Source organism: Roseivirga seohaensis subsp. aquiponti (assembly GCF_001267955.1).
GTDB lineage: Bacteria > Bacteroidota > Bacteroidia > Cytophagales > Cyclobacteriaceae > Roseivirga > Roseivirga seohaensis.
In genome coordinates this window covers 81,069-96,964 of sequence record NZ_JSVA01000008.1, presented here as the reverse complement: position 1 = coordinate 96,964, position 15,896 = coordinate 81,069, and the positions used below count along the sequence as shown (strand labels likewise).

Genomic DNA, 15,896 nt, shown 5'->3' with positions numbered 1-15,896 from the left:
TCATAGCATGCTAAACATCAGTCCAAACAAAATTGAGGGGAAGGTTGAAACATCAAAATTCCGATCGTTTGCCATGGTAAAAGATTATTATGCTGGTAAAATCTTTACTAGGCTTATTGCCATATTCTTTGCACTATTTATACTAGCCTTGTTTTTACCATGGACACAGAACATTAGGTCAACTGGTGTGGTAACTACTTTGCAGCCCGATCAACGTCCGCAAACAGTAAACTCAATTATTAGTGGTAGAATAGAAAAATGGTATGTGAGGGAAGGCAATTATGTAAATAAGGGAGATACCATTTTATACATATCAGAAGTAAAAGACGACTATTTCGATCCTGAACTTTTGTCTAGAACCCAAGAACAAATTACTTCGAAATCTTCTAGCTTGGATTCCTATTCAGGAAAAATAAATGCTTTAGACAATCAGTTAGAAGCCTTGTTAAGAACCAAGGAGCTTAAGCTTGAGCAAGCGAAAAACTACATTCGACAAATTGAGCTCAAAATCCAGTCAGATAGCATTGATTTTCAAGCTTCTAAAACAAACAATGCAATAGCCGAGAATCAATTAAAAAGGATGGAGCAACTTTATGAAAGTGGTTTGAAATCACTTACCGATCTGGAAAAATCTCGATTAAAGCTTCAAGAAACCCAAGCCAAAAAGATTAGTGCCGAAAACAAATTACTCAGCAGCAGAAATGAACTGATAAATGCTCAAGTTGAGGTTAACTCCATTGAGACCCAATACCAAGATAAAATTGCCAAAACAGAATCAGAAAAATTCACAGCCATGTCGAATAAATTTGATACGGAGGCTACGGTATCTAAAATGGAGAATCAGTATAAGAACTATTCTGTTAGAATGGGTATGCATTACATTACTGCTCCACAAAACGGATACATTACAGAAACCATTAAATCTGGTATAGGAGAAACCTTAAAAGAAGGTGAGCAACTTTTGACAATTATGCCATCAGATTATGACTTAGCCGTTTCCCTTTACATAAAACCAATGGACCTACCGCTCATTAGAGAAGGTCAACCGATACGTTTCATCTTCGATGGCTGGCCGTCTATTGCTTTTTCTGGTTGGCCAAACCTGTCGTACGGAACGTTCGGAGGAAATGTAGTAGCCATAGACAATTTCACAAGTGCAAATGGTCAGTATAGGGTTTTAGTAGCCCCAGACCCAAGTGATGAACCTTGGCCAGAAGGTTTGCGGGTGGGTTCTGGCGCTAATGGAATGGCCTTATTAAAAGATGTACCTATATGGTATGAACTGTGGCGTAAGCTCAATGGCTTTCCAGCAGACTACTATGTAGCCGAAAACAGTACTGATAAAAGCTCAAAAAAGAAGTAATGAATAGATTGATAAAAACCATCTTATTACTTTCAATCGGCTTCCATTTTGTTCAGGGTCAAGAAGAGCGTTCAATATTTACCCAAGATCAACTTCTTTGGTACATAGAAAACTATCACCCTATTGCGCAACAAGGTAAACTATTAATTCAACAAGGAGAAAGTTCAGTTAGGGCCGCCCGTGGTGGCTTCGACCCTAAATTATTCGCTAACCTAGATCAAAAGCAATTTGACGACAAAGAATATTACAGCATTCTGAATAGCGGTTTAAAAATTCCAACATGGTATGGTCTGGAGTTTAAAACTGGATTTGACCAAAACAGAGGTGTATACCTAAATCCAGAAAACAAAGTGCCAAATGGAGGTCTTTGGTATGGTGGTGTTTCAGTTTCGTTGGGCCAAGGTTTGTTTATTGACCAAAGAAGGGCCGAACTGCAAAAAGCTAAAGTATTTGCTTTATCCTCAGCGGCAGAGCAAAGGGCACTGATGAACGAACTTTACTTTGATGCCATAAAACAATATTGGAAATGGGTACAAGCCTATAATGAATATCAAGTTTATGAAGAATCTGTGACCTTGGCCGTCACACGTTTTACAGCAGTAAAAAACAGCTATTTACTTGGCGACAAACCAGCAATAGACACACTAGAAGCTAAAATTCAGGTTCAAAATAGAGAACTAGCCCGTAACGAGTATAGACTTGCTTACCAAAACGCTACGCTCGAACTTTCAAACTACTTATGGTTTGAAAACAATACTCCTTTAGAGATTACTGACGAACTCAGACCTCCGCTTTTCGATGAAATTGAGTTGAGTAACACTACCTCCTTTGATACTTTACAAGCCTTTGTTAATGCTGTACCTAATGCTCATCCCGACATGCAGATTTATCAATTCAAGCTGTCAACATTAGAAATTGAAAGAAAATTGAAAGCAGAGAAAATAAAACCAAAACTCAACCTGAACTATAATTTTCTAAGCGAACCTGTAGGAGACAATTTCCTGAATAATGTTTCGAGCCAAAACTACAAATGGGGTATTGAATTTAGCTTACCTATTTTTTTAAGAGAACAACGTGGCAACCTGCAATTGGCCAAGTACAAAATAGAGAATACCACCTTTGGGCAACGACAAAAACAGTTGGAAATAGAAAATAAAGTACTGAGTTACTTTAATGAGCATGTTGCATTAAGAAAACAGGTAGATATATATAGAGATGCGGTAAGCAACTACAGTAGCTTACTTGAAGGAGAAAGAATCAAATTTAATATAGGCGAGAGTTCTCTTTTCTTAGTCAATTCCCGCGAATCTAGTTTGATAGAAGCCCGACTCAAAGCCATTGCTCTAGTGTCTAAATACAATATTTCTAGCGCTGGAATTGACTATGCCTCTGGTAGACTTTATAAGTAATTAAGTACCCCAATATTAATATGTAGGGTTCTCAAATCGAATTGACTTATATTGAACAGCTAAACCATTCCCTCATGGAGAATACTTCACTTTATATCATGAGTGCCATGTACATTTTAGCTGGCATTATGCATTTTGTCAAACCCAAGGCCTACCTCAGGATTATGCCGAGGTATCTTCCCTACCATTTGCCCTTAGTATATTTGAGTGGTGTTTTCGAAATCGTTTTTGGTACATTACTCCTCTTTCCTTCTACTCAAGAAATTGGTGCTTGGGGAATTATAGCCGTACTCATTGGCGTTTTTCCTGCCAATATCCATATGCTCCAAACGAACAAAGTAAAAAAGACATGGTACATAATTGCCCTGTGGGTAAGGCTTCCCCTGCAGGGTTTTTTAATTTACTGGGCTTGGTTATTTACATAAAAAAAGGAGTCCGAAGACTCCATTTCTATTTCAATTTCTCTTTAAAGTGAACTAGCTAGCCTGATACCATTTAATATCCTTCTCATTATCTCCCAGAAGGTGTTCGGTTATTCTGATGTTTAAAGGTGGGTTTCAAACTGTCTGTATCGGGCGTTTCAATACCAATAAATACGGTGGTAAATAGGCGCCCAAAAGCGTGTGAGGGAAATAAGGTACTTAAAAAGAACATTACTAGTAGCGAAAAAACACACCAAATTATCAATTTACTTTTTGCTTGTAATCAAAATTTAATTTGGAAATAAGAACTAAAGTGGAGGTTACCATTAAACTACAGCACCCTACGCCCGTCTAAAAAACAACCCAATATTGATTCGGCCGCTGTTTTCAGTATATTCCTTAACTTTTCACATAGCAGTACAACCTTAAACCACAGTATGCAAGCCCCTTCTCGTTATCGATCAATCTTCTTATTGATTTTATTTCTGTCGGCCTCCCAGTATTTGTTTTCTCAAACCAATGAGTTTAAGAATTACACTTATTCCGAGTTTTTCGAAATGATAGAAAACTCTAGTGACTCTGTTTTTAGGCTTGAAAATGCGATTATCAAATATGCCCAAGGCATCGATAACCGCTTTAGTTATACAAGTTTCCCAGGAAGTTCGGTAAACACCTTCGATAACTCTGATTCAATTTATGTAAACAAAGACTTACAGCTTACCAATGTGCATTTTGATGCCCCAGACAGACGACAGCCCAGTGCTTTGCACCATATACAATTCAACAAGAACGTGATGCTCCGCAACACTTCATCAGTGCACTTTATGAACTGCACTTTTGAAGGAAGACTAACCATTATGTCGACAGAATCAATGGCCAAAACCATAGAATTGCTGGATAGAAATAGTCGTGCGATAAACTTAGCATTAACGGTAACCAACAGTAAGTTGAAAAAGAGTGTAAACATGGATTTGGGTACCACAGATGAGAAAATGCGTTCTAGAATTAGGTTTGAAAACTCTGAAATCTGGGGGTCTAAAGAAGGTAGGGGCTCTAGGTTCAATGGCATTTCGGTAGTATCTGTTACTGTTAAAAATTGTACTTTCTACGATCAAGGTAGAGTAACAATTACAGGAAATTTAACCGACCAAGTAGATATTTCAGGAAACAACTTTGGAGATTGGATTGCTGAAATAAAGGTTCTAGGCTCGATGGAACTCAACACTTCCATTTTGGAAGAAAACACATTCAACAATCATGTATTGTTGGATTTTGATGACTTAACCACCAGCAGCACTTTTGAATGGTCACAATGGGGCAATCAACTGATCTCTTCACAAGGCTATAACGACTATTTCAACACACTTTCAGATTCTGTTAAAATGAGTAGCTTCATTAGTTTTGAAGCCAATAACAGCATTCTGACCAATTATAAAAATGACATCGTTCAATTTGGAAAGTCATATAAGCAAGAAGTAAAATTGAGAGGCAAACTTCTTGATTTGTATAAGGCCCAACACGATTTGGAAGATGTAAATACAGTTTACATTGGCATTAAAAATATGGAAACTGAGCGTCTTGCTTACCTCTATTCTCAAGACCCTTCTTTTAACACTTTCTTTAAGTGGAAGGTGAATCAGTTCCTTAAGGTGTTTTCTGATTACGGAACTGAGCCCTCGAAAGCAATAGTTTTTTCGGTAAACGTGGTTATTCTATTTGCCTTAGTTTATCTCTTTTTCCCCAACAGCTGGGACGAGCAGGGTAAGCATAGAATCCTTCATCGTTTTGATTTCTTCCAAAAATATCTGCGGAGTAAAGAAGGCATGAACGATATCTATCTGGTAGAAAAAAAGAAAGAACTTAGTGAGTATGAAGCTTTCAAAAAACGGATTGAAGATGGGAAGTTAGAGCTACCTCGTTTCTTTATTGCTTGGTCCAAGCCAGTGTATAATATGGCAATGATAAGTACAAAACTGACAAGTAGAGTGCTTAAAAATACAGATATTTTGAGCGGTGAATGGCATACGCTCAACCCTTCACAAAAACGTTGGAAAAATATACAAATTGGCACCTACCTGGTGATTGGCGTTGGTTTCGATCTTTCTATACGTGTACTTAATGCACTTATGTTAAGCATTAATGCCTTCACTACTCTAGGCTTTGGCGAAATCCCTATCAAAGGCCTCCCCCGCTACTTAGCAATTATTGAGGGGTTTATTGGTTGGTTTATGCTGACTATTTTTAGCGTATCACTTATTTCTCAATTACTCAATTAAGCTACAGCATAAAAAAAGAGCAGCACCAAGGGGTACTGCTCTCAATTCTTCTTTAAGAAAGTAATTTTACTTACGCTCTATCTTCAACTTGTTTTCGCTATCGATTACTAAATGGCGAATAAAGAACTCCATCATTCGCTCTGTGTTTACTGCAGTATGACCTCTATCTGGCCCTACTTGAACTTCGAAGCTCTTGCCTGCATCTTGTAAAGCTTTGATCAATTGCATTGAGTTAGAAGGGTGCACGTTATTGTCAGCCGTTCCGTAATAAATCATCAATTCACCTTTCAAGTTTGGCGCATACTTAGCTAATCTGAAGTTATCATAACCCGCTTTATTGTCCTCTAGAAGGTTCATGTAACGCTCCGTATAGATGTTATCATAAAAAACCCAGTCCGCAACTGCTGAATTTGCAACAGCCGCTTGGTATACATCTGGGAATCTCAATAAACTCATTGCAGCCGTAGTTCCTCCATAAGAAGTTCCGTAAACACCTACTCTATTCTTATCGAAGTAAGGGCGGTTATAAAGTGACTTGATACCTTCAGCAAAATCATCTTGCTCTACGATTCCTAGGTGGCCATAAAGTTGATCAAGTAATCTCTTACCTCTACCTCTCACGTTTCTACCATCAATACTAACGATCAAAAATCCGTACTCAGTCAATGGGCTTGGAAGGGAGAAATTCTCAGAGAATTCGTTTGTAGCCGGACCACCATAGTTAGCCAAAAGTGTAGGGTATTTCTTGTTAGGGTCGAAGTTAGAAGGGAAGTGAATCATACCGTGTAACTCAGTAACCCCGTCAGCTGAAGTGAAGGTAAATACCTCTGCTTTTTTCAATCCTAATTCATTGAATTTAGTCAAATCGCTTTGAGCCAATTCAGCAACTATTTTACCTTTTGAATCAACCAAGTTGGTAAAAGGTGCAATGTTATGCGTTTGAGCAACATCCACAAAATACTTACCGTCAGGAGAAATATTTACGCTATGGTTAAATTTAGGGTCAGTTAAACGAGTGTCTTTTGTGCCGTCTAACTTCACTCGGTGCAATTGCATTTTCATGTGGTTTTCACCACTTCTGGCCATGTAATACATTTCGCCAGCTTTCTCGTCTATCTTAACAATGTTAGCTACTTCAAAAGGATGGTTTGTAATGGCATTGATTAAAGTACCATCGAAATTGTATAGGTAATAGTTGTTGAAACCTGTACGCTCAGAGGCCCAAACGAAACGTTTCCCGTCTTCCAGCACTCTAATTTCAGGCGTATTTTTAGTAAAACTTGGCAACCACTCTTCTCGAACTACAACTCTAGATTTTCCTGTAACCGGGTCAGCCGCACGGTATTCCATGATGTCTTGCTTACGGTTGGTACTGTGGAAAAGCAATTCCTTTCCATCAGGCGTCCAATCCATGCCATAAAGGTAAGTTCCTACAGCACCATCATTAAATGGTTTACCGTCACGAACATCCAATTTCTTCATTTGCTTGGTGTCTACATCATACAACATTAAATCCACAGGTAAGTTGTCGGCACCTACTTTAGGATATGACATTACCTCAAGAGAATCGTATAGCTTTAATTGATCTAAAAGCACGTAATATTTTTGAGCATTCTTCTCGTCAAATCTGTAGAAAGCAATTTTCTTGCTATCAGGCGACCACCACATTGCAGTGCGTTGTCCTAATTCTTCACCATAAACCCAAGTGGCAATACCGTATTTGATTTGGTTTTCAGCATTACCATCTGTAGTTATGGCAATTACATTGCTTCCGTCAGGGTTACTCAAGTACATGTTTCTGTCCTTGGTAAAGGCCTTTAGTTTACCATCAGGAGAATCTGCCGAAGGAAATTGTCTACCTCTGGCTGGGCCACGGCTAAAACCTCTGCCTCTTGAGGCTGGCTCAGGCATTTCGATTTCCGTAGCCTTTTTCTTTTTAACATCGTAACGGTATCTTTTACCATCCTTTGTATATTCAAAAGACGATCCATCGTCACTCCACTGAACGAAGAGACTACCCGGAACAACGGATGATCTAATTTGAGGAGCTATCTTCTGGTATTGATCATAACCAGGCATGCTTTTCAGCTTATCCTGCGCTTTCAAAATGCTCGTACTGCCAGCCAAAATGACCACAGCGGCTATCACTGATGCAAGTTTCTTTTTCATTGAGTTCATTTTAATATCGTTTTTCATTCCAAAAAGGGAATACGTGGCTAATACTACTACTTTCGGCTGTAAAAAAATAGCATAAAGTTATTATACGGTATATACATTACAGCGACAGTACATTTAGAATTATTACAACTTACTCGACTTCATAGCCAAAAAAGAGAGATAAAGCATAAGGCCAAATACTACATTGCTTATCTTCGCAGCAAAAGGATTCAGCCCAATGAGCCACTTAAAAACACTACGTTTACTCGCCATTTTAGAAGGAATAAGCTATTTACTTCTGTTAGGAATTTGCGTACCCTTAAAATACATTTTCAATATTCCAGAACCCACCCACCCCGTAGGCTTAGCCCATGGGGTCTTATTTGTGAGTTACTGTTTATGGGTACTGATTGTAGCCAAACAAAAACAATGGTCTATTGGAGTTACATTTCTGTCATTACTGGCTTCACTCCTTCCCTTTGGCACTTTTGTAGCCGAAAAAAAATATTTTCAGGATGATGTTTGAATCAGCCTCACAATCAAAAATTTTATATTAGCAAGAAATAAAGCATTATGAATACACCCAATTGGACTACCGTTAAAGAATATCAAGACATCACCTATAAAAAATCAGGCGATGGTGTAGCTAGAATTGCATTCAATCGCCCCGAAGTGCGCAATGCTTTTCGACCTAAAACTGTAGCAGAACTTTTTGATGCTTTTTTGGATGCCCGCGAAGACACTTCCATTGGAGTGGTGTTACTTTCAGGCGAAGGCCCATCGCCCAAAGATGGTGGCTGGGCATTTTGCAGCGGTGGCGACCAAAACGCGAGAGGACACCAAGGCTATGTAGATGACGATGGAATGCCAAGGTTGAATATTCTGGAAGTTCAGCGTTTAATCCGTTTTATGTCGAAAGTAGTGATTGCCGTGGTGCCAGGCTGGGCTGTTGGTGGTGGACATAGCCTCCACACGGTTTGTGATCTTACTTTGGCCAGTAAAGAACATGCCATTTTCAAGCAAACCGATGCTGATGTTACAAGCTTTGATGGCGGTTACGGATCAGCTTATTTGGCTAAAATGGTAGGCCAGAAAAAGGCGAGAGAAATCTTCTTTTTAGGAAGAAACTACTCAGCTCAAGATGCTTTTGATATGGGAATGGTGAATGCCGTGATTCCGCATGACGAGCTGGAGGACACCGCTTACCAATGGGCGCAAGAAATTTTGGAAAAATCTCCGACCTCTATTAAAATGCTAAAATTCGCCATGAACTTGACGGATGACGGCATGGTGGGGCAACAGGTATTTGCTGGAGAAGCCACAAGGCTTGCTTATATGACAGACGAAGCTAAAGAGGGTAGAAATGCTTTCTTAGAAAAGCGTAAACCCAACTTTAAAGACATTAAGTGGATTCCTTAAACGAAGCAGTCTTAAAACAGCCGTTTCTGTAATATGAAAGGAGAGATTGCTTCGTGTAATCGGCACTTCTACAAATAGCATTAACAGGCTCGCAATGACCAAAAAGAAGCCCTGTCAGTTTTACAACTAACAGGGCTTTTGTTTTAAGTTAAAGGGAGTTTTCTATAAATCTCTTTTCAATACTAATCTTGTAGTAGCCCAATAAAACAAAGCACCCCACAATATCACAAGCCCCATTTCGTGCCAAGCAATGTAATCCTGCACTTCCATAAAAACATATTTAGGGAATGGGTTATGAATTAACGCATTAATACTTTTTACAGGAAGAAGGTATTCAACCCAATCAATACTCTTCACCTTGCTCCAAACGTAAAACCCATTTTCAACAGCTAAAACCCAAAAGATCAGTAGCCCCATAGCAATAATTGATTTTCTTATCAGCGTTCCCACAAAAAGAGTAAATAATAAGAATGCAAATAGCTGGAAGAAAAAGGCCAACAGGAAATAAACATCGCTAAAAACAAGCGAGAAAGATATTTCACTCGAATAAATAAAGCCTGTAATCAAACCTAACACGAACAAGGCTATTGTCGACATCGCACTTAAAAACCCAGCCATAATAATTTTCGACCAGATAAATTCATTCTTAGTAAGACCGTCAATTACGTTTTGCCTGATGGTTCTGTATGAATATTCATTAGTAATGGAGAATATTAAACTAAAGCCCAACAACATTTTGAACCAAATCATTACACTTGTAAGGTTCTGCCAAATGTCTGGGAATTCATAAAACGGAATAATAGTGGGATCAATTCCATCCATATCAAAATCTGCAAACTTAGATTTTAAGTATTGAAAGAATGGCATAACACCCATACTGATAATCACCATCGCCACAATGTACATAATGGCCAATACCCGAAATGCGCGGTTTGGCATTACTTTTTTCAGTTCTATTTTCAGTAATCTCATCATTGGGCACCTCCTTCTTTATTACCAGCTAAAATTTCTAAGAATTGCTTTTCAAGGCTCTTCGATTGCACAAGTAAATGCTTGGCAGTGATTCCTTGCTTGAACAAATAGGCATTCAACTCGGCAGCGGAATGATCTCCCTCCATCGTCATGATGTACTTATCAAGTTCTCGCTTCACTTTAGTTCCAAGGCCAGACTCTTCCAAAACAGTTTGTAAGTCGTCATGGTCAGCTTTTACTTCTACCGAAACTGAACCTTTACCTACGTCTTCCACCAACCCGTTATAAATCAGTTTACCGCGCTGAAGCACACAAAAGTGCGAACATACCTTTTGAACTTCATCTAGTAAATGACTAGCAATAATGATGGTTTTCCCACTATTGGCAATTTCAATGATGAGTTCTCTGATTTCGGCAATTCCTTGAGGATCAAGACCATTGGTAGGCTCATCAAGAATCATTACCGTAGGGTTACAAAGCAATGCTGACGCAATGGACAGACGCTGTTTCATACCTAGCGAGAAGGTTTTGAATTTCGTATCCTTGCGTTCATCAAGTCCCACTTGCGTCAATACCTCGTCTACCCTTTCGTAAGGGACTTCCTTGATATCGCAAACAATTTTGAGGTTTTGAACCGCAGTGAGGTATGGGTAAAAAATGGGGTGCTCTAAAATGGCTCCAATCTTTTTTCGGGTATCCTTGTTGGCTTTTTCACCAAACCATTCAAACTGACCGCTGGTTTGGTTGATTACACTTAAGATAATACCGAGGGTAGTCGTTTTTCCGCTACCGTTAGGGCCGAGAATTCCGAAGACGTCTCCTTTCTTCACCTCAAGATTGAGGTTATCAAGTGCCCTGACCTTTCCATATTGCTTGGAGAGGCCTTTAATTGACAATACAGTTTCCAAATCGTGTTTTTGAGTTTTATTGATATTCAGCAACTGGCCCATCCAAAACCAGCTCCTGTACTTTACTAATTAAAAGCGTCCATGATCGACTCTAGGCCGCTAGTATTTTTGCTCATAAATTCTGAGAATTTCATGATTTGCTTTAAGTCTGGGTAGCCTTCAATATCTACCAAACTAACTCCTTCTTCTGAACGCATTACTACTACAAAGCCCTTAGGTTTTTCAGCCGTTCCCTTCATTAAAAAATTCATGTTAGCTCCAGACATTCGCGCTGACATCATGGATTCATAGCCCTCAGAAAGAATGTCTTCTTCGAGTTTAGAAAACATAGGGTCATCCATTTCATAAGTATCCTTATCGAATACAAAAAACTTGACCTTTTCGATGTTCTTAATCACGGAAGAGAAATCGGGTAATTCTTGCATTTCGTCTGCCATTTTCATCTGTATGTTGGCAAACATTTTAAGTGTACTCTTATAAAAAAAGAGCTTCAATGTAGGCTCGTTGTCACTCCTAAATTTCTCAACACTCTTGCTTTGACCAAAAGCAAGAGTGGAGAATAAGACCAGTGTTAATATCAGTGTTGTTTTGCGCATAATTCAAATATAAAAAACTGTTGAGTTTTTGAATTCCAAAAAGGATAAGGGGCTTATTTACCCCCTAAGTGTTTGAATTCGTCCATCCCTAGATTTTTAGAAAGTCTATACAATTGGTTGATATCGATACCATCACCTACAATGCTAATCATTCCAAACTCATTAGTTCCACCCATTACCATAAAGAGTTCGTCAATTTTATTGCCTTTCTCTTTGATGTAGAATTTGATGTCTTTGTCTTCATCTCTTACCGACATTAACTCTTCAAAATCTTTGCCTTTGATAGCGCCCATTACTTCTTTATACATAGCGGCACCATCAACATTTTTCTGAGCAAAGAGAACCTTTACTCCTTTGATTTTACCTAAAGACTCGACCAAAGCCCTATCTTCATCATCTTCTACCTGAATAGAATTGATCATTGCAAACATTTTACCACTGAATGATACCGCACTAAATTTTTCAGTATCCTTTTCATATTTCGCGAAATACTTTGAAATCGCATCATTTTGAGCTTGTACTCCAAAGGCCATTACAGCCATTACCATAATCATTACTAACTTTTTCATTGTGTTCTATTTTAAGTTTTTAAAATTCGCTTTCTAAAATATTCATTTCACTAATTGGCTCCATTCCTCTGGCGGCATCTCCCATATACTTAAGACTTTCCATTCCTGCATCCATTTTGCTCATGCTACCAAGTTTATCAAGATTACTTGAGCCTGAATTCATATAGTTTGAAACCATTAACAGTTGCTTTTTAAGTTCTTGAAGCGCCAATTCAGGAGAGTCAAAAGTATCTTCTTGCTCATATGTTTTTTGCTGTTGCATAAAGAAGTACGAGCTTGTAATTAACACCAGCATTGCTGCGGCTACTCCTGCATACCTTTTAAAATAGCCCGATATGTTTATTACTTTCGTTTCAGGTTCTGCCTCAATCATGGCTAAAACTTCCTGATCGAAATCATCACCCAAACTAAGCTCTTGCTCCGACTGAAAGTACCCAAATAAGGCCTTCAGTTCTTCCATCTCTTCTGAATTGTCGGCATTGGCCACCAATTCCTTCAATTCTTTTTCTTCTTGAATACTTGACTCTGAAGCCCAGTATTTTTCTAACAATTGCTCTATTCTAGAGTCCATAAGCATTTTCTTTAATAAGGCTTTCCTTCAATTTTCTGCGTGCTCTAAACAAATTCGTTTTCACCAAATTGATGTCAATCTCCAGCATATCTGCTATTTCTTTATAGCTATAGCCTTCAATATCTCTTAACTGCATCACCTCTCGTTGTCGACTAGGAAGTGCATCAATTAAAAATTGAATGCGGTTCATAATTTCGTTTCGTTCGGTAAGTACAACTGGCGTGTCCTTTTCTTTTCTAGTGTCAAATTCCACTTCAAAAAGATCCGTTTTCTTAACATGTTTAGACCGTAGCTTATCTAGGGCCTTGTTTCTGGTTACTTGCATACACCAAGCTTCCAGGTTATTAATGTGTTTTACTTCATCCCTTTTTTCCCACACCTTAATCATACATTCTTGCACCACATCTTTGGCCAATTCTTCATCTTTTACAATGTTGAAGGCAAAGCGGTAAAGTTTGTTCTTTAAAGGCAGAACGTCCGTTTTGAACTGTGCTACATCCATAATCAAAGGGTAGACGGCATGTTGTTAAGACTTGTTAACATTAGTATTGAAAATTATTTCAAGAAACAAAAAAACCGCCTTTCAGATATAAAAGGCGGCAGGGGCTTTCGAGGAAAAGGTCTTATTCTTTACTTACAATACTTTTTTATAAGCATCTCTTTTTCTGAAGATTCTGACAACGAAAATTTAGCGCAGGCTTCATCCATTCTATCTAATTCAACCAATACTAAACCCCAATAATGATTAAGTAAAGGAATGGAGTCATCATACTGCGCGGCCAGTTCTATATTTCTTAAAGCTGCATCGAAGCTCTTATTGTCATAGTAGAAAATAGCCTTATTTCGGTAAGCCCAAGGGTTACTAGGGTCAAGTTTGATCCCCATATTTATATCTGCTTCGGCTTTTTCTAGCTCGCCTAAATTTAAGTATATAAAACCTCTGTTATTACTGAAGTAGCCATTTCTGCTATCTATCTCTATGGCTTGATTTACTTGCTTCAAAGCTTCCTGGAAATCACCTTCTTGAGTAGCTATTAAGGCCAAAGTATTATAAATATTTGCTTCGGTTGCATCAATGCTTATTGCCTTCTGAAGTAATTCACGAGCTTTTTCATATCTATTGGACATATAATATGCATTGGCTTGGTTTACCACAGCTTCTACATTCTCAGGATCCTTCTGGTAAGCCATATCAAATTTAGAAATGGCCTCATCATAGCGCTTAAGGTCGGTTAGTGCCAAACCTTGATAAAGGTAAGTATAGGCGCTGTCGGGGTAAACAGTAGCCAAGTATTCCGCATCTTCCAAAGCCCGTTGGTAGCTGCCTGAAACCAAATTCACTTCGAATCTATTTTTATATGCATCGGTATACCTTGGATCTATTTGCACTATCGCGAAAGTGTAATCATTGAGGGCTTCTGCGTAATGGCCACTTTTATAAAGTGCTACACCTCTATTATTATAAGCCTCTTTAAACTGTGGGTCTTTGCCTATGGCCTCAGTATATAATCTAATGGCTTCTTTATAGTTTAAATTGGCCAATTCATTATTTCCCATCAATAAAAATCTTCCAGCTTTTGCCTTGTCATTATCGCAGCTCAAGGTGGTGCAGAAGAGTATAAGGATTAGGTAGAAATATTTAGTTTTTTGCATAACGCCCAAAATTAGTCCTCGTGCTTTTACGAACCTACTTTTCATTGCGTTATAAATCTTCTTACTTTTAACGGATGTCTGAAAAATTCTCAGTTTTGGCAAGGTTAAAAAGCTTCAATTTTGCTTTCAAAGGGCTTTGGCATGTAGTTCGGCACGAACATAACTTCAGAGTTCATTTGTTCGCAGCATTGTTGGTTATTGCTTTGAGCGCTTATGTAAACTTGACTATTAACGAGTGGTTGTGGGTGATTTCAGCAATCGCAATGGTTTTGGTGGCCGAACTTTTTAACTCATCTATCGAAAAGCTAGTTGACTTGGTTTCTCCAGCATTTAACCCCAAGGCAGGAATTGTAAAGGATATTGCCGCTGCGGCTGTTCTGATTACAGCTGTTGCCGCTGCAATTATAGGCATACTTATTTTTTACCCATATTTTTTTTAACTCATGACAAAAGCACAAAACAAGACTACCGAAACTAATGCAAGTGTTTGCGATTTTTTAAACAGTATAGCAGAGGAAAAGAAAAAGAACGATTGCGTTCTGATTAACACCCTAATGGAAGAGATCACTGGAGAAGCTCCAAAAATGTGGGGGCCTTCCATTGTTGGTTTTGGTACTTATCATTACAAATATGACAGCGGAAGAGAAGGTGATTTTCTGAAAATCGGATTTTCTCCAAGGGTTCAAAATCTTACGCTATATATAATGCCCGGTTTTGAAAAATACGAAGATTATATGGCAAGGCTGGGCAAGTACAAAACGGGAAAATCATGTCTATACATTAAGAAAATTGAAGACGTTGATATTGAAATATTGAAGCTCTTAATTAAGGATTCCTACGAATACATGACTAACAAATATGGATGATAGAAGAACGCGTTCCGAGCGCTTTGGAATAAAATGGAGATGGTTATTTCTAGTGGGTGGAATAATCTATTTGGCTAATGGAATCAGCACTATAATTAAACCTAAAGAAATATACAGCTATTTAGGCTTTGATTTTAACCGCTGGCTTTACATTGCGCTTCACCTGTTTGTTGCTTTTCTTCTGCTACTATTATTTATTAAAAACCAGAAGTTGCTAAGACAACAAATTAAGGATGAAGTTATGAGGCAGCACAATGAGGAACATTAGTCGAAAATTACTTTCTAGGTGATTCACCTATTTTGAACAAATTCAAGAAAACAAAGTGGGGTATTCACTATCAAATTGGTAGTAGTTGAAGTCAATGAAATACACTTTTACCTCACTACTTCTATTGGGAGTTTTGTTCACCAGATGCAACTCTCATGATGATCTAAGTCGTTCTGAAAATATTCAGAATGAAGACAGCATGATTCATAGAAACATGCATAAAGAAGCGTCTGAATTACTTAAGGACATGAGTTCAATTATCCAATCTGGCCTCTTCAAATTCGAGATTTATAACATAGAAGGAGTATTGATTGAAGTATTAAACAACACATCAGATATTTCAAGTGGTTTTATCAAGAAGTTTGACCCATGCCATATGAGCATCAAACCGGTTAAAGTAGAAGGAAAATTCATAATCGAAACATCAACCACCTCAGAACTATAATA

The 15,896-nt window shown here is 38.2% G+C and carries 18 protein-coding genes; 10 read left to right on the top strand and 8 right to left on the bottom strand.

What is annotated here, in order from left to right:
• The first annotated feature begins 7 nt into the window (after nucleotides 1-7).
• The 4 genes from OB69_RS07400 to OB69_RS07385 all read left to right on the top strand — a co-directional run bounded on the left by OB69_RS07400 (nucleotide 8) and on the right by OB69_RS07385 (nucleotide 5,470).
• The gene (locus tag OB69_RS07400) at nucleotides 8-1,363 is read left to right on the top strand and encodes an HlyD family secretion protein (protein WP_053223072.1); all 1,356 of its coding nucleotides are present in this window, start codon (nucleotides 8-10) and stop codon (nucleotides 1,361-1,363) included.
• On the top strand, nucleotides 1,363-2,772 hold the full coding sequence (locus OB69_RS07395; protein ID WP_053223071.1) for a TolC family protein: 1,410 nt from the start codon (nucleotides 1,363-1,365) through the stop codon (nucleotides 2,770-2,772). Before OB69_RS07400 ends, OB69_RS07395 begins: the two co-directional genes overlap by 1 nt.
• Nucleotides 2,773-2,846: 74 nt before the next feature.
• Nucleotides 2,847-3,197 (top strand): DoxX family protein, encoded by a 351-nt coding sequence (locus OB69_RS07390; protein ID WP_053223070.1) that lies wholly within the window; start codon nucleotides 2,847-2,849, stop codon nucleotides 3,195-3,197.
• A gap of 434 nt (nucleotides 3,198-3,631) precedes the next feature.
• Nucleotides 3,632-5,470: a potassium channel family protein gene (locus OB69_RS07385; RefSeq protein ID WP_053223069.1), complete on the top strand. Its 1,839-nt coding sequence runs from the start codon at nucleotides 3,632-3,634 to the stop codon at nucleotides 5,468-5,470.
• Between the two features lie 66 nt (nucleotides 5,471-5,536).
• On the opposite strand, the gene OB69_RS07380 is transcribed toward OB69_RS07385, so the two are convergent.
• Nucleotides 5,537-7,639, bottom strand: coding sequence for a S9 family peptidase (locus OB69_RS07380; RefSeq protein WP_053223303.1), 2,103 nt, complete (start codon nucleotides 7,637-7,639; stop codon nucleotides 5,537-5,539).
• Nucleotides 7,640-7,865: 226 nt separating this feature from the next.
• On the opposite strand from OB69_RS07380, the gene OB69_RS07375 reads away from it, so the two are divergent.
• Both OB69_RS07375 and OB69_RS07370 read left to right on the top strand, forming a co-directional pair.
• Complete coding sequence (locus OB69_RS07375; RefSeq protein ID WP_053223068.1) at nucleotides 7,866-8,153, top strand: DUF3817 domain-containing protein; 288 nt, start codon at nucleotides 7,866-7,868, stop codon at nucleotides 8,151-8,153.
• A 47-nt stretch (nucleotides 8,154-8,200) separates the two neighbouring features.
• Nucleotides 8,201-9,046: a 1,4-dihydroxy-2-naphthoyl-CoA synthase gene (locus tag OB69_RS07370; RefSeq protein ID WP_053223067.1), complete on the top strand. Its 846-nt coding sequence runs from the start codon at nucleotides 8,201-8,203 to the stop codon at nucleotides 9,044-9,046.
• A gap of 162 nt (nucleotides 9,047-9,208) precedes the next feature.
• On the opposite strand, the gene OB69_RS07365 is transcribed toward OB69_RS07370, so the two are convergent.
• The 7 genes from OB69_RS07365 to OB69_RS07335 form a co-directional block, all read right to left on the bottom strand.
• A complete protein-coding gene (locus tag OB69_RS07365; protein WP_053223066.1) occupies nucleotides 9,209-10,021 on the bottom strand; it encodes an ABC transporter permease in 813 nt (270 codons plus the stop codon).
• A complete protein-coding gene (locus OB69_RS07360) occupies nucleotides 10,018-10,926 on the bottom strand; it encodes an ABC transporter ATP-binding protein (protein ID WP_053223302.1) in 909 nt (302 codons plus the stop codon). The genes OB69_RS07365 and OB69_RS07360 overlap by 4 nt, the downstream gene beginning before the upstream one ends.
• Before the next feature lie 65 nt (nucleotides 10,927-10,991).
• Nucleotides 10,992-11,522, bottom strand: coding sequence for a DUF4252 domain-containing protein (locus tag OB69_RS07355; protein ID WP_053223065.1), 531 nt, complete (start codon nucleotides 11,520-11,522; stop codon nucleotides 10,992-10,994).
• A gap of 53 nt (nucleotides 11,523-11,575) precedes the next feature.
• The gene (locus tag OB69_RS07350; RefSeq protein WP_053223064.1) at nucleotides 11,576-12,091 is read right to left on the bottom strand and encodes a DUF4252 domain-containing protein; all 516 of its coding nucleotides are present in this window, start codon (nucleotides 12,089-12,091) and stop codon (nucleotides 11,576-11,578) included.
• A 19-nt stretch (nucleotides 12,092-12,110) separates the two neighbouring features.
• Nucleotides 12,111-12,662, bottom strand: a complete 552-nt coding sequence (locus OB69_RS07345) for a hypothetical protein (RefSeq protein ID WP_053223063.1) — start codon at nucleotides 12,660-12,662, stop codon at nucleotides 12,111-12,113.
• Nucleotides 12,652-13,164: an RNA polymerase sigma factor gene (locus OB69_RS07340; protein WP_053223062.1), complete on the bottom strand. Its 513-nt coding sequence runs from the start codon at nucleotides 13,162-13,164 to the stop codon at nucleotides 12,652-12,654. Before OB69_RS07340 ends, OB69_RS07345 begins: the two co-directional genes overlap by 11 nt.
• A gap of 128 nt (nucleotides 13,165-13,292) precedes the next feature.
• The gene (locus OB69_RS07335) at nucleotides 13,293-14,315 is read right to left on the bottom strand and encodes a tetratricopeptide repeat protein (RefSeq protein ID WP_185096879.1); all 1,023 of its coding nucleotides are present in this window, start codon (nucleotides 14,313-14,315) and stop codon (nucleotides 13,293-13,295) included.
• A 74-nt stretch (nucleotides 14,316-14,389) separates the two neighbouring features.
• Between OB69_RS07335 and OB69_RS07330 the strand changes: the two genes are divergently transcribed.
• The 4 genes from OB69_RS07330 to OB69_RS07315 all read left to right on the top strand — a co-directional run bounded on the left by OB69_RS07330 (nucleotide 14,390) and on the right by OB69_RS07315 (nucleotide 15,894).
• Entirely contained in the window at nucleotides 14,390-14,755 is a 366-nt protein-coding gene (locus tag OB69_RS07330) for a diacylglycerol kinase family protein (protein ID WP_053223060.1), read from the top strand.
• A 3-nt stretch (nucleotides 14,756-14,758) separates the two neighbouring features.
• A complete protein-coding gene (locus tag OB69_RS07325; protein WP_053223059.1) occupies nucleotides 14,759-15,181 on the top strand; it encodes a DUF1801 domain-containing protein in 423 nt (140 codons plus the stop codon).
• The gene (locus OB69_RS07320; RefSeq protein ID WP_053223058.1) at nucleotides 15,174-15,449 is read left to right on the top strand and encodes a hypothetical protein; all 276 of its coding nucleotides are present in this window, start codon (nucleotides 15,174-15,176) and stop codon (nucleotides 15,447-15,449) included. Before OB69_RS07325 ends, OB69_RS07320 begins: the two co-directional genes overlap by 8 nt.
• Before the next feature lie 94 nt (nucleotides 15,450-15,543).
• Nucleotides 15,544-15,894 (top strand): hypothetical protein, encoded by a 351-nt coding sequence (locus OB69_RS07315; RefSeq protein ID WP_053223057.1) that lies wholly within the window; start codon nucleotides 15,544-15,546, stop codon nucleotides 15,892-15,894.
• Nucleotides 15,895-15,896: the final 2 nt, after the last annotated feature.

What these genes read in the sequence shown, in the direction of transcription:
- OB69_RS07355 (WP_053223065.1), bottom strand. Translation starts at nt 11,522, where the DNA reads ATGCGCAAAACAACACTGATATTAACACTGGTCTTATTCTCCACTCTT.
- OB69_RS07365 (WP_053223066.1), bottom strand. Translation starts at nt 10,021, where the DNA reads ATGATGAGATTACTGAAAATAGAACTGAAAAAAGTAATGCCAAACCGC.
- OB69_RS07320 (WP_053223058.1), top strand. Translation starts at nt 15,174, where the DNA reads ATGGATGATAGAAGAACGCGTTCCGAGCGCTTTGGAATAAAATGGAGA.
- OB69_RS07385 (WP_053223069.1), top strand. Translation starts at nt 3,632, where the DNA reads ATGCAAGCCCCTTCTCGTTATCGATCAATCTTCTTATTGATTTTATTT.
- OB69_RS07345 (WP_053223063.1), bottom strand. Translation starts at nt 12,662, where the DNA reads ATGGACTCTAGAATAGAGCAATTGTTAGAAAAATACTGGGCTTCAGAG.
- OB69_RS07375 (WP_053223068.1), top strand. Translation starts at nt 7,866, where the DNA reads ATGAGCCACTTAAAAACACTACGTTTACTCGCCATTTTAGAAGGAATA.
- OB69_RS07390 (WP_053223070.1), top strand. Translation starts at nt 2,847, where the DNA reads ATGGAGAATACTTCACTTTATATCATGAGTGCCATGTACATTTTAGCT.
- OB69_RS07400 (WP_053223072.1), top strand. Translation starts at nt 8, where the DNA reads ATGCTAAACATCAGTCCAAACAAAATTGAGGGGAAGGTTGAAACATCA.
- OB69_RS07325 (WP_053223059.1), top strand. Translation starts at nt 14,759, where the DNA reads ATGACAAAAGCACAAAACAAGACTACCGAAACTAATGCAAGTGTTTGC.
- OB69_RS07350 (WP_053223064.1), bottom strand. Translation starts at nt 12,091, where the DNA reads ATGAAAAAGTTAGTAATGATTATGGTAATGGCTGTAATGGCCTTTGGA.
- OB69_RS07370 (WP_053223067.1), top strand. Translation starts at nt 8,201, where the DNA reads ATGAATACACCCAATTGGACTACCGTTAAAGAATATCAAGACATCACC.
- OB69_RS07380 (WP_053223303.1), bottom strand. Translation starts at nt 7,639, where the DNA reads ATGAAAAAGAAACTTGCATCAGTGATAGCCGCTGTGGTCATTTTGGCT.
- OB69_RS07395 (WP_053223071.1), top strand. Translation starts at nt 1,363, where the DNA reads ATGAATAGATTGATAAAAACCATCTTATTACTTTCAATCGGCTTCCAT.
- OB69_RS07340 (WP_053223062.1), bottom strand. Translation starts at nt 13,164, where the DNA reads ATGGATGTAGCACAGTTCAAAACGGACGTTCTGCCTTTAAAGAACAAA.
- OB69_RS07315 (WP_053223057.1), top strand. Translation starts at nt 15,544, where the DNA reads ATGAAATACACTTTTACCTCACTACTTCTATTGGGAGTTTTGTTCACC.
- OB69_RS07335 (WP_185096879.1), bottom strand. Translation starts at nt 14,315, where the DNA reads ATGCAAAAAACTAAATATTTCTACCTAATCCTTATACTCTTCTGCACC.
- OB69_RS07330 (WP_053223060.1), top strand. Translation starts at nt 14,390, where the DNA reads ATGTCTGAAAAATTCTCAGTTTTGGCAAGGTTAAAAAGCTTCAATTTT.